Below are 13,456 nucleotides of genomic sequence, written 5' to 3' on the forward strand. Positions count from 1 at the left end.
TCTCAGGCTTGCTCTGGCGCTCCGCCATCGCGCAGCAATCCCATCAGGTAGCGGCCGTAGCCGTTTTTGGCCAGCGGCTGGGCCAGTTTTTCGAGCTGGGCGCTGTCGATGAGGCCTTTGCGCCAGGCGATTTCTTCGGGGCAGGCAATCTTCAGGCCCTGGCGCTGCTCCAGCGTGGCGATGAACTGGCTGGCCTGCATCAGGCTTTCGTGCGTGCCGGTGTCCAGCCAGGCGTAGCCGCGCTGCATGATTTGCACGCTGAGCTGCCCTTGCCGCAAATAAGCGTCATTGACGCTGGTGATCTCCAGTTCGCCGCGCGCGCTGGGCTTGACGGCTTTGGCGATGTCCGTCACTTGCGCGTCATAGAAGTACAGGCCGGTGACGGCGTAGTTGCTCTTGGGGCGGGCCGGTTTTTCTTCAATGCTCGTGGCGCGGCCCTGCGCGTCGAAGGCCACGACGCCGTAGCGCTCGGGGTCTTGCACGTGGTAGGCAAAGACGGTGGCGCCTTCAGCCCGGGCGCTGGCTTCGGCCAGCAGCGCTTCAAAGTCGTGGCCGTAGAAGATGTTGTCGCCCAGCACCAGGGCGCTGGGCGCGCCGTTCAGAAAGCGCTCGCCAATGATGAACGCCTGCGCCAGTCCGTCGGGGCTGGGCTGCACGGCGTATTGCAGGTTCAGGCCCCACTGGCTGCCGTCACCCAGCAGCTGCTGAAAGCGCGGCGTGTCTTGCGGGGTGCTGATGACCAGCATGTCGCGGATGCCCGCCAGCATGAGCGTGGCCAGCGGGTAATAAATCATGGGCTTGTCATACACCGGCAGCAGCTGCTTGCTGATGGCCAGGGTGGCCGGATGCAGCCGGGTGCCGGAGCCGCCGGCCAGGATGATGCCTTTGCGTGGCTGGGTCATGCGATGCCTTTGCTTTCAAGAATTTCACGCAGCACGCGCGTCACGCCCTGCTGCCAGGGCGGCATTTGCAGGCCGAAGGCCGCTTGCAGGCGGCGCGTGTCCAGCCGCGAGTTGAGCGGGCGGCGGGCGGCGGCGGGGTATTGGCTGGAGGCGATGGGCTGCACGCCGCCGGCAGCGGTTTTGACGCCCTGCGGCCTGGCCTGCCGGGCCAGGGCCAGCACGTATTGCGCGTAGTCAAACCAGCTGGCTTCGCCCGCTGCCGTCAGGTGATACAGCCCGGCCTTGGCGGGCTGCTGAAGGGTTTGCGAGATGGCGTGGGCGGTCACGTCAGCGATCAGCTCGGCGCCCGTGGGCGCGCCTTTTTGGTCGTCAATGACGGTCAGGCGCTCGCGCGTGGCGGCCAGGCGCAGCATGGTTTTGATGAAGTTGTCGCCATGCGCGGCATACACCCAGCTGGTGCGGAAGGTGAGATGCGCGCAGCCGCTGGCGGCAATGGCCTGCTCGCCTGCCAGCTTGGTGGCGCCATAAACGTTCAGCGGCCCGGTGGCGTCGCTTTCCTGCCAGGGGGCGCTGCCGCTGCCGTCAAACACGTAATCGGTGCTGTAGTGCACCAGCAGCGCGCCGCTGGCGGCGGCTTCGCGGGCCAGGGCGGCGGGCGCTTCGGTGTTGATGAGGCGGGCCAGCTGCGACTCGCTTTCGGCCTTGTCCACGGCCGTGTAGGCGGCAGCATTCACGATGACTTGCGGCTTTGCGGCGCGCACGGCAGCGGCCAGCCCTTGCGGGTCTGCCAGATCGCCGCCTGCGTCCTTGCGCTCCAGCGCCACGATTTCGCCCAGCGGGGCCAGGGCGCGCTGCAATTGCCAGCCGACCTGGCCGTTTTTGCCCAGCAGCAGGATTTTCATGAGGCCGCTCCCGTGCGTGCGTCTGCGCCTTCATGGCCGTATTGGGCGGCCACCCATTCGCGGTAGGCGCCGCTTTGCACGCCTTGCACCCATTCGGGGTTGTCCAGATACCAGCGCACGGTTTTGCGAATGCCGCTGTCAAAGGTTTCAGCGGGCCGCCAGCCCAGCTCGCGCTCGATCTTGCGCGCGTCAATGGCGTAGCGGCGGTCGTGGCCGGGGCGGTCTTGCACGTGGGTGATTTGCGCACGGTAGCTCTGGCCATCGGGGCGCGGGCGCATTTCGTCGAGCAAATCGCAAATGGTGTGGACGATGGCGAGGTTGGTTTTCTCGTTCCAGCCGCCCACGTTGTAGGTTTCTCCCGTACGGCCTGCCTCCAGCACGCGGCGGATGGCGCTGCAATGGTCTTTCACGTAGAGCCAGTCGCGCACTTGCTGGCCGTCGCCATACACGGGCAGTGGCTTGCCCGCTAGGGCATTGACGATCATTAGCGGAATGAGCTTTTCCGGAAAGTGCCAGGGGCCGTAGTTGTTGGAGCAATTGGTGGTGAGCACCGGCAGCCCGTAGGTGTGATGCCAGGCGCGCGCCAGGTGGTCGCTGGCGGCTTTGCTGGCGCTGTAGGGGCTGTTGGGTTCATAGGCGTGCTTCTCGGTGAAAGCGGGCGCATCGGGTGCGAGCGTGCCGTACACCTCGTCGGTGGAAACGTGCAAGAAGCGGAAAGCCGCCTTGTCCGCCTCATCCAGCGTCAGCCAGTAGGCGCGGGCCGCTTCGAGCAGGCTAAAGGTGCCGACGATGTTGGTGGCGATGAAGTCTTGCGCGCCGTGAATGGAGCGGTCCACATGGCTTTCGGCGGCAAAGTGCACGATGGCGCGCGGGCGGCGTTCGGCCAGCAGGCGGGCCACCAGGGCGCTGTCGCCAATGTCGCCCTGCACGAAAACGTGCCGCGCATCGCCTTGCAGGCTGGCCAGATTGGCCAGATTGCCCGCGTAGGTGAGCTTGTCAAGGTTGAGCACAGGCTCGTTGCCGGCGGCCAGCCAGTCGAGCACGAAATTGCTGCCGATGAAACCGGCCCCGCCGGTGACAAGAATCATGGGAAGTCGCTTTCCTGAAACGAAAAGCCCGGCGCCATGCCGGCAGCCGGACGGGCGCGGATTATTTCACGCAGCCTGCGCGCGCCAGCCAAGCGTCTTGTTCAGAAAGAGGAGCAAATTCAGGGGCAGAAAAATGGCCTCTGCGCAATTTCCACTAGGACCTAATGCTATTTATAAAGGAGCAAAAACAAGCTATCCGCCGGATGTGGCCTGGGGTTCGGCAGGCGTTTCGTCCTTGCGTTCTTCCTTGCGCTCGATCTGCTGCACGACGGGGTCGCTCCAGCTGCCGGTGATGCGGAATTCGCGCATGGCGGCGCGCGAGAGGGGCTTGCGCAAGGCGAGCTGGGCGATGAAGGCGATGGCGCCGGCGGCAGGATTGACGAAGGCGGTGGCCAGGGCGGCGTTGCCGGCGTCGATTTCGGGCATGACCAGGGCGGTGAGGTCTTGCGTTTCGCGGGCGATGTCGGCGCTGCCTTGCATGAGCACGGTGGCGTTGGCGCTGCTGATGCGCAAGTTGGTGGTGCGGGCCACGCCAGCGGCCACGCTGACGTCGGCGCTGGCCTGGTCAAAGGCGAAGCCGGCGCTGAACAGGTCGCGGAAATCCAGCGTGAGGCGGCGCGGCAGCGCTTGCAGGCTGAGCACGCCCAGCAGCTTGGCCGCGCCGGGGTCGGCTTTGAGAAATTGGCCCTCGCCCATGTCCAGCCGCAGGTGGCCGCCCAGGCTGGGGTAGTGGGGGGCGGCGGGCGAGCCGCTCCAGTGCAGCTGGCCGGTGATTTGGCCTTTGCCGCCGCGCAGGGTGTCGGGCATGCCCAGGCGTGCGAGCAGATGGCCTGCGTTGGCCGCCTCGAGCGTGAAGTCCAGCCGGGTGCGGCGCGCACCCCCTTTGGCGGGGGCGGCCCAGGAGCCGTGGGCGCTCAAGGTGGCGTCGGGGTTTTGCAGGCGCAAGGTGTTGAGCTGCCACTGGCCTTCGGCGGCGTTTCCGGACGCGTGATGGACGGCGCGGATGTCCAGCTGGCCCAGGTTTTTGCCGTGCAGGCGCATGTCTTGCACGCTGATGTCGAGCGCGGGCATGCGCGAGAGGGTTTGGGCAGGCGCTTCGCCGCTGGCGGCTTTTTCGGCTTCGTCGGATTTTTCGGCGCTGGCCGTGGCCGCTTCTTCTGGCGGCGCTGCATCAGGCTCGGGCCAGTGCAGGCGCTCCAGCCGGGCGCGCAGCAGGCCCGCGTCTTGGCCTTGCGCGGGGCGGTATTCGATTTGGCCTGCCAGTTCGTCGGCATGGACTTTGGCGCTCCAGCGGCTGCCCTGGCGGGCGGCGTCGGCTTGCACAGCGTGCAGGGTGCGGCGGCCGATGAGGAGCTGGCGCGCGCGCAGGTGCGCGCGGTCGGGCATGTAGCTGCTGGAGGTGCTGGAGGCGGGGGCAGTCTGGGCGTCGCTGGCGCCGGGGAAGATGGCGTCCAGCGCGTCTTGCCATTCGGCGGCGGGCAGGGCATCCAGCGCGGCATGGGCGGTTACGCCGCTGGCGGGCAGGGCGGCGGCGCTGGCGGCATGCACGCTGGTCTCGCCCAGCGCCAGTGCGCCGCGCAGCACGCGGCCGCCCTGGCTGGCGCTTTGCTGCTCATATTCGGCGCGAAAGCGTTTGCCCACACGGATGGTCAGGCGCTGCAAGCCGCCGGGCAGGGCGCGCCGTTCGTAGAGCAGGGGCCAGGCATCGGCGGCGGGCTTGTCCAGCGGGGCGGGCAGCTTGAATGAGAGGCCGCGCAGATCGCTTTTCACCGTCACGTCAGGCTCGCCATCGGCAAAGCCCAGCGCCACTTCATAGCTGGCGCTGCCGCTGGCGCGCGTGGCCAGGCCCGGTACGCCGCTCCAGCTTTTCATGAGGCGCAGGCCCTCGGCGCTGGCGGTGCCGCTGGCGCTGATGCGCACGCTGTGGGCGGGGAGGCCATCGGCTGCGTTGCCTGCTGTTGCGCCTGCTGTTTCGCTGGCTGCTTTGCCAGCCGCCACGCTGCCGCCGCTGATGCGCACGGGGCCGCCCAGCGCTTGCGCGTGCGTGTCATGCAGGGCAAAGCCTTGTTCGTTGAAGCTCACGCGCCCTTGCGCCTGGGTCAGCGGCGGCGCGTTGGGACTGAAGCGGATGGCGTTGCCCGCCAGGGTAACTTCGCCGCTGGCTTTGGATTTTTCAATGTGCTCGATGGGCAGGTTCAGCGAGAGCGCCAGACGCGCCTTGCCCTCGGCTTCAGCCTCATCGAGCGCGTGCTGCGTGAAGCCCGCCACGGGCGAAGCGCGCACGATGCCCAGCGCAGCGGCCAGATCGCCCTGGCCCTGGGCCTTGACTTGCACGACGGCGCGGGCCATGTCGTCAATGCGGGCGGCAATCTGGTCAAAGCGCCAGCCGGGGTGGCCTTGCACGTCGGCGCTGGCGTTTTCCACGCGCATGCCGTTGCCTTCAAAAATGAGCTGGCCCGCCAGGTTTTTCAGCGGCGGCCAGGCGGGCTGGCCTTCGGGCTGGAGGCTGCGGGGCACGTAGGCCATGAGCACGTTTTTCACGCGGCCCGCAAAGCGGAACTGGCCGCGCTGGCCGGGTTCGTCAAACGGGACATGGCGCAAGTCGCCCTGAATGGCCACGTCCACATCTTGCGCCAGCCCTTCGCGCACGGCGTCGCGCACGTAGTGGCGCGCTTGTGGCGGAATGACCAGCGGCAAGTAGCGGTGTACGCGCGCGCCATTGGCGCGGGCAAAGCGCCCTTTCAAGTCGAGCACGCCGGGAAAGCGCGGCTGGCCCGCCGCTTCGTCGCCGGTGTGCCAGCGGACGGCAAAGCGGCCGGTGGCGTCGGCGCTGTCCACGTCAATGCTGTCGGCCTGCACGCTGATGCGGCGGCCTTGCACTTGCCAGTGCGCCTTTGTTTTGAGCTGGCCCAAGGCAATGCGCGGCTCTTCAAACACGCCGGGGAAAGTGAGGCCGCCACGGGCGATGAGCACTTCGGCCGTGCCGCCTTGGGCGCTGGCGTCCACATCCAGCGTGGCGCCGTCCAGCCCCGGCGTGCCGGAAGCGGCATCGGCGCCGATGGACAAGGCGCTGGCGCGGAGCTTGAGGCTCCAGTCGGCGATGGCGGGGGCGTCTGCCGTGGCGGCTTCGGCGGGCGGCGCGTTGCGCCAGGCGGCGTTCAGGCTGTCTACCTGGCCCTGGATGGCGCGCGCGCGCAAGTGCTGGTGCGCCGCTTCGCCCAAGGGCAAAGCGGCGGCCAGGCGGGCCAGGGCGGCCAAATCGAGCTTGTCGGCGCGCAGCTGGCCGCCGGTTTTTTCCAGCTTCAGGCTGAAGTTGCCGCCGGGCCAGACCGCGCCGCTGGCGTCTTCAAATTGCAGGTTTTCCGTGCGCAGGGAGATGCCGCTGCCGGCCCATTGCCAGTGCGCACGGCCCGCCAGCGAGCGCAAGGCCAGCGGCGGCAGGCGCGGCGCCAGCACGGCGGAAACGCTGGCCAGCGACACATCCAGCGTGGCCTCGGCCTGCCGCCCTTCGCGCACGCTGGCCCAGGCGCGCAGCGCGCCCCGGCCTTCGCGCAGTTCCACGCCCAGATCGCCCGCATGGGCATAGCGGCGCAGCTGCGCCACGTCCACGCGCGGGAAATCGGCATAGGCCTGCCCGCTCCACTGCCGCCACTGCCCGGCGTGCAAAGACAGCAGCGGCTGGCGGAAATACCCTACCAGCGTGAAGCGCTCGCCCCACTCCTTTTGCGGCGTGGCTTGCAGCTGCATGACGTGGCTGCGGCGGCCATTGCGAAACAGCAGGCTCACGTCGGTCAGGGTGACGGGCGGCGCGGCGCGCGTTTCGTCCACCCAGCGCACCTGGCCGCCTTGCAGCAGCAGCTCCGGCTGCGAGAAAAACCAGTCGGCAAGCCGCGTGTCGGCGCTGGCGTCGCCCGAAGCATCCAGCCCGGCCACCAGCAGGCGGCCATCGGCGCGGCGGCGCAGCTGCACCTGGGCGCCGTCTATCACCAGCTGCTCAAAGCCCAGGCGCCAGAGCGAGCGCACGGAAAAAGCGGCCAGCACGCGCGGCACTTTCAGCCCGGCTTCGCCGTCTGCGCCATCCGCGCTGTTTTCGCCATCCGGCGCGTTCGGGCGCACCGTCACGCCGTGCAGGGTGATGACGGGAATCAGCCCATTGGAAACCGCCTCGATGCGCTCGGCCGTCACCCTTGCCCCCATCGCGCGCGAGGCCAGGCGCTCCAGCCGTGGGCGCAAATCGTCGATACGCGGCACAATGAACCAGTGCAAAAAGCCCCACGCCACCGATGACAGCAGCACCAGCGACACCAGCAGCCACAGCAGCACTTTCAGCAGGCGGGCGGCAAGTCGGAAAAATGAATCAAGCAAAGTGGGGCACCCAGGCTGGCATCGAAGCCAAAAATTATGACTTGCACTCAGACGCCAGCCCTTGATTTGCCAGATCCTGATTGGCCCGCCCTTGATTTTTCCGAGCATCTGGTCTCTGCCTGCCAAGGCTGCGAGCAGCCGCAAGCCTGCGGCCTGACGCCTCCCGCCTCCCCGCCCCCCGCGCCGCCTGCCGGGGCCGGTTTTTTCGACGGCCTGGCCGCCCACTCGCGCCTGGTGCAGCGCCTGCGCCGCCGCTACGCAGGCGAGCTGCCCCTGCTGGCGCCCGGTGCGCCCGATCGCGCCAGCATGGCCGCCGCCTTTGCCGCGCTGCGCGCGCAGGGGCATGACACGGGCGCGGCCTTGCGCATCACGCGCCAATTGGTCGTCGAGCGCCTGGCCGTGCTGGACTGCGAGCAGCAGGCCCCGCTGGAAGTGGTCACGCGCGCCATGACCGAGCTGGCCGAATTCGCGCTGGACGAAGCCTGCCGCCACGCCTTCGCCGCGCTGGACGAGCGCCACGGCGCGCCGCTGAACGGGCGCGGCCAGCGCGTGCCCTTCTGGGTGATTGGCATGGGCAAGCTGGGCGCGCGCGAGCTGAACGTCTCCAGCGACATCGACCTCATCTACCTTCATGAAAGCGACGGCGACACCGCAGGCCGCGCAGACGGGCGCGGCAGCGTCAGCATGCAGGAATACTTCACCCGCGTGGCCCGCCAGATACACGCGCTGGTGGGCGAAGTCACCGAACACGGCTTTGTCTTTCGCATCGACCTGGCCTTGCGCCCCAACGGCAAAAGCGGCCCCGCCGTTTGCGCGCTGGACACTCTGGCGCAGTACATGCACGTGCAAGGCCGCGAATGGGAACGGCTGGCCTGGCTCAAAAGCCGCGTGGTTGCGCCGCAAGGCATCACGCCCGAGGCCGCGCGGGCGCTGCGCGGCGTGGTGCTGCCTTTTGTCTTTCGCAAATACCTGGACTACAACGTCTTTGAAGCCTTGCGCGCGCTGCATCGCCAAATTCGCGAACAGGCCAGCAAGCGCAGCGCGGGCCGCCCTGGCGGCGCGTGCGACGTGAAACTCTCGCGCGGCGGCATCCGCGAAATCGAATTCATCGTGCAACTGCTGCAAGTGGTGCGCGGCGGCCAGTTTCCCGAATTGCGCACGCGCGCCACCTTGCAAGCCCTGCCGCGCCTGGCGCGCGCCGCGCTCATGCCCGAAGACCGCGCACAGGCGCTGGCCGCCGCCTACACCTTTTTGCGCCGCGTGGAACATCGCATCCAGTATCTGGATGACCAGCAAACCCACCTGCTGCCCACGGCCGATGCCGACCTCGACTGGCTGGCGCGCAGCATGGGCTACGCGCAAACCGGCGCGCTGCTGGACGACTTGCAAGCCCACCGCGAAGTCGTCGCGCACGAATTCGACAGCCTGCTCGGCGGCAGCCAGGCGCACCGCCAATGCGACAAATGCCGCGCCGCCCAGCCTGAACAAACCGCAGCGCCCCATGCCGCGCACCCTGACGCCAGCCGCAACGCCCCCCAGCTGGAAACCGCGCCGCCCGGTCTTCAGGAGCTGCTCCAGCACTTTCCCCCCGCCGCGCAGCAGCGCCTGCAAACCTGGGCCACCCACCCGCGCGTGCAGGCCCTGCGCGAACAAGCGCACGCCCGCCTCATGCACCTGCTGCGCCGCAGCGCCGCCTGGCTGGCCGAAGGCCGCATCAGCGAAGAAGCCGTGCTGCGCATGGCCGACTGGCTGGAGCCGCTCTTGCGCCGCGAAAGCTACCTGGCCCTGCTCATGGAGCGCCCCGCCGTGCACGAACGCCTGCTGCGCGTGCTGGGCGCCGCCCGCTGGCCCGCCCGCTACGTGCGCCAGCACCCCGGCGTTATCGACGAACTTGCCAGCCCCGGCCTCATGCAGCAGCGCTTTGACGCCGCCGCCTTCGAGCAAACCCTGCACGAGCGCCTGGCCGCCCTGGCCAGCACCGGCGAAGACGACGAAGAAACCCTGCTTGACTTGCTGCGCCGCGCCCACCACGCCGAAGTCTTCCGCACCCTCGCGCGCGACGTGGAAGGCGCGCTCACCGTCGAACAAGTCGCCGACGACCTCTCCGCCCTGGCCGATGCCACCTTGCGCGTGGCCATCCAGTGGTGCTGGGCGCGCTACCGCAAACGCCACCGCAGCCAGCCCGCGCTGGGTGTCATCGGCTACGGCAAGCTCGGCGGCAAAGAACTGGGCTACGGCAGCGACCTCGACCTTGTTTTCGTCTTTGACGACGACGACCCCGCCGCCCCCGACATCTATTCAGGCTTTGCCCGCAAACTCATCACCTGGTTCACCACCCGCACCGGCGAAGGCGACCTCTTTGAAATCGACACCGCCCTGCGCCCCAACGGCAACAGCGGCCTGCTCGTCACCAGCTTCGCCGCCTACGCCAGCTACCAGCAGCAACGCGGCAGCAACACCGCCTGGACCTGGGAACACCAGGCCATGACCCGCGCCCGCTACGTCTGCGGCCTGCCCCAGCTCGCCCCGCGCTTTGATGCCGTGCGCCACGCCGTCATCACCGCCGAACGCAACCGGCCCGCCCTGCGCGACGAAATCGCCGCCATGCGCCACAAAATGCGCGCCGCCCACGCTACGCCGCCCGGCGTGTTCGACATCAAACAAAGCGCCGGCGGCATGATCGACGCCGAATTCAGCGTGCAATACCTCGTGCTCGCCCACGCCCGCCAGCACCCGCAGCTCGAACCCAACCTCGGCAACATCGCCCTGCTGCAACGCGCCGAAGCCGCCGCCTTGCTGCCCGCCGGCGCAGGCCAGGCCGCCGCCAATGCCTACCGCGCCCTGCGCCACGCCCAGCACATCGCCCGCCTCAACGAAGCCGGCAACCGCTTCAACGAACCCGCCTTCGCCAGCGAACGCGCCGCCATCCAGGCCATATGGCAGCACCTCTTTGCCTGAGCGCAAAGCTGCGCCATCTTTCTCTCCCTCAGTCATGAACAAACAGACCCTGGGATAACTTTGGCCCTATCAAGCCTTTCAGCAGTCCATGCAAGCGAGCGGGCAACAGCACGTCACTGCCATTCATTGATTATCAGTCGCTGAGTCTCAATATCAATCAACGAAACTTCACTTCAGAGTTGCGGCTGCCCTGTCCTTGTATTAAGCACAAAACTATATAACCAATCGAATTCCTAGCAAACGCCTGACACTCCCTGCGAATCCAGATATTAATTACTTCAGCCGAATAAGACATCAGATTATCTTCGCAATCAGAATTAACCTGTGCACCAACTCAGTGCAATCCGGAGGCCTCCTCGAAATACCAATCAGAAAAGAAAAAGCCGCCCAAAGGCGGCTTTTTCAAAGCTGACACAGCTTCAAGCTGTCTTCATCATCAGAAGTTGTGGCGCAGACCGACACCGTAGTTATTGGTGCTATCGAGGCGCAGGTAGTCTGCATACAGGAATGTGCGCTTGGACAAAGCGTACTTAGCTTCAACCACAGCGTTGGTGTATTTCTTGTACTTCACAGTGGAGTCATAAGCGTTTTGATGCTTTGTATCGCGTGCGACATCAAGAGCCACGCTCACATTGTCAAACTTGACCAGGCCGCCAATCGTAAACCCGCTGCGACGATTCACGCCAAGCGCGTTTCCTTCATCATCCGTGACCTCATGATTGCGAGCGTCGTTATAACTTGCCGCCAGAGTAAACATGCCAAAATCATATTTGGCCCCTAATGCATAATTAGCCTTTTCCTTGCTAACTTTATTATATGAAAAACCGACACCCAACGGCCCATTGGCATAAATCAGGTTGGCATCAATCTTATGATTCTTACCATTGAGGTGGTAATCGCCCTTCGTAACAAAACCAATCTCACCACTAAAGCCTCCAAAAACTGGTGTCTTGTAGCTAAATTGGCTATTATTGCGCGCAGAACTACGACCAACAAAGCCGTATGTATTACCGACCACAGAATAACCAGGAGCTCCAAGCAGCTCCCATACCTCCATACCATTATAGCTGGGCGTAAACGCACGTCCCATCTTAAATTGACCGAAGCCTCCTTCTACCCACACATTAGCTTGGCGCCCATAACCACTACGAGCGGCACCATTTTCTGCATCAATAGATTGCTCATAATTAAAACCAGCCTTAAGGCCTCCACCCAGATCCTCTACACCGCGGAAACCAATCCGACTCGCACCATTGTTTACAATGGCATTGCCATGCATTTGAGTTTTAACATTTGGGCGCTTTACACCCAATGTCGCAGGGTTGTAATCAACACGACCAATACCGAGATCAACAACGCCGTACAGCGTCACAGAAGATTGGGCCATAACGGCACCGGAAGCGGCCAGCACAGCCAACGCAATCAGGGATTTTTTCATTGCAAATTCTCCAAGGTTAAACACATAAGGCGCAGGCCAAGCGAAGCACTAGCATCCGCGTTGATTTGGACCCAGCCAACCCCCCGCACGGGAAGCCATATGTATTGGGCCAGACTCTCGTGAAAACTGCAAAGCAAATGATGCGTTCCACCTCCCGCCTGTTGCAATCTGACGACAGCGGAAGCGATTTTCGCCTTCGTCATCTGCCAAAAAACAACAATCACACAACTTCAAACGGTACCGCCCACTGTCATTTGCTCAATGCGCAACGTGGGCTGGCCCACGCCCACAGGTACGCTTTGTCCTTGTTTGCCGCAAGTGCCAACACCCGCATCCAAGCGCATATCATTTCCTATCATGGAAATCCTCTGAAGCACTTGCGGCCCATTGCCAATCAGCGTTGCCCCTTTGATGGGGTAAAGAATTTTTCCGTTTTCTACCCAGAAAGCTTCGCTGGTTGAAAAAACGAAATTTCCGCTCGTCACATCCACTTGTCCTCCAGCAAAGTTCACGGCGTACAAGCCCTTTTTAATACTGGAAATCACCTCTTCCGGTGCGCAATCGCCATTTGCCATATAAGTGTTGGTCATTCTCGGCATAGGCAGATGGGCATAGCTCTGCCTTCGGCCATTGCCCGTCAAAGCTTGCTTCATGAGACGCGCATTCTGGGCGTCTTGCATGTACCCTTTTAGAACGCCATTTTCGATGAGCAGAGTGGCTTGCGGTGGATTGCCTTCGTCATCTACATTCAGGCTGCCGCGCCGCCCTGATATAGTGCCATCATCCCAAACAGTCACGCCTCGGGCCGCAACTCTTTCGCCAATCCGGCCCGCGAAGACACTGGCCCCTTTGCGATTGAAGTCCCCTTCCAATCCATGTCCCACTGCTTCATGCAACAAAATTCCAGGCCAGCCAGGCCCCAACACCACGGTCATTTCACCAGCAGGAGCAGATCTAGCTTCCAGATTTGTCAGGGCTGCTCGGGTAGCTCGAGCCACATAGGTGTCAAGCTGATCTTCTGAAAAATATTCCAATCCGCTTCTGGCACCGCCACCCGCCGACCCCACTTCGCGTCGACCGTTTTGCTCCGCAATGACTGTCAAAGAACAATACACCAATGGCCTGACATCAGCAACCATGGCTCCATCCAATCGCGCAACGAGCACAACCTCCCACTCAGAGGACAAGCTAGCCATTACCTGCACGATGCGCGGATCCACCGCCCTCGCCTTCCTGTCTACTTGTTCCAGCAAGGCAGCCTTCTGAAGACTGCTAAGGGAAAACAGGGGATTGGCTTCGCCATACAAACGGCCTTTTTGCGCACATCCCGCCTTGATACCAATTGACTTTGAAGGAGTCTGAGCTGTGCGCGCCATTATCCGCACAGTTTTAGCCGCATTCATCACAGCAAGCTTGGACAGGCTATCAGAATATGCAAAAGCAGTTTTCTCACCAGATACTGCCCGCACACCCACTCCTTGGCTGATACTAAATCCCCCCGTTTTGATACTCCCCTCGTCAAACTCCCAGTTCTCAGCGCACGAATATTGGAGAAAAATATCCGCATCGTCAACGCATCGAGATCCAATTAAATTCAAGGCATCTTTGAGGCTTTGCCATGTCAAGTCATCTTGAGCCAACAAATAGCGCTCCACCAAATCAAGAGAAGATTCACCATGAACAAGTCTCACTTCCTAATCCCCAAATAAAAAAAGCACCCATTCGGGTGCTTTTCAATCAATGGGCCTGACGATGTCCTACTTTCGCACGGGAGTCCGCACTATCATCGGCGCTAAGGTGTTT

General features: G+C 63.9%; 7 protein-coding genes. 1 reads left to right on the forward strand and 6 read right to left on the reverse strand.

The features are described from left to right. Positions 1-2: 2 nt before the first annotated feature. From rfbA to QB898_RS11155, 4 genes are all read right to left on the reverse strand, one after another. Complete coding sequence (gene rfbA, locus QB898_RS11140; RefSeq protein ID WP_279525012.1) at positions 3-902, reverse strand: glucose-1-phosphate thymidylyltransferase RfbA; 900 nt, start codon at positions 900-902, stop codon at positions 3-5. Continuing rightward, on the reverse strand, positions 899-1,804 hold the full coding sequence (gene rfbD, locus QB898_RS11145; RefSeq protein WP_279525013.1) for a dTDP-4-dehydrorhamnose reductase: 906 nt from the start codon (positions 1,802-1,804) through the stop codon (positions 899-901). The genes rfbA and rfbD overlap by 4 nt, the downstream gene beginning before the upstream one ends. After that, complete coding sequence (gene rfbB / locus QB898_RS11150; protein ID WP_279525014.1) at positions 1,801-2,892, reverse strand: dTDP-glucose 4,6-dehydratase; 1,092 nt, start codon at positions 2,890-2,892, stop codon at positions 1,801-1,803. The genes rfbD and rfbB overlap by 4 nt, the downstream gene beginning before the upstream one ends. A 192-nt stretch (positions 2,893-3,084) precedes the next feature. After that, positions 3,085-7,257 carry a YhdP family protein gene (locus QB898_RS11155; protein WP_279525015.1) on the reverse strand — a complete coding sequence of 1,391 codons (4,173 nt, stop codon included), beginning with the start codon at positions 7,255-7,257 and terminating at the stop codon, positions 3,085-3,087. 36 nt (positions 7,258-7,293) lie between these two features. Here QB898_RS11155 and glnE point away from each other — a divergent pair, with 36 nt between their 5' ends. Continuing rightward, positions 7,294-10,215 carry a bifunctional [glutamate--ammonia ligase]-adenylyl-L-tyrosine phosphorylase/[glutamate--ammonia-ligase] adenylyltransferase gene (gene glnE, locus QB898_RS11160; protein ID WP_279525016.1) on the forward strand — a complete coding sequence of 974 codons (2,922 nt, stop codon included), beginning with the start codon at positions 7,294-7,296 and terminating at the stop codon, positions 10,213-10,215. A 436-nt stretch (positions 10,216-10,651) separates the two neighbouring features. Here glnE and QB898_RS11165 read toward each other — a convergent pair whose 3' ends face one another. Next, entirely contained in the window at positions 10,652-11,653 is a 1,002-nt protein-coding gene (locus QB898_RS11165; protein WP_279525017.1) for a porin, read from the reverse strand. A gap of 230 nt (positions 11,654-11,883) precedes the next feature. Next, positions 11,884-13,344, reverse strand: coding sequence for a metalloprotease TldD (tldD, locus tag QB898_RS11170; protein WP_279525018.1), 1,461 nt, complete (start codon positions 13,342-13,344; stop codon positions 11,884-11,886). Between the last annotated feature and the right edge of the window lie 112 nt (positions 13,345-13,456).

The sequence above is a fragment of the Ottowia cancrivicina genome, assembly GCF_029813755.1.
Classification (GTDB): Bacteria; Pseudomonadota; Gammaproteobacteria; order Burkholderiales; family Burkholderiaceae_C; genus Ottowia; species Ottowia massiliensis.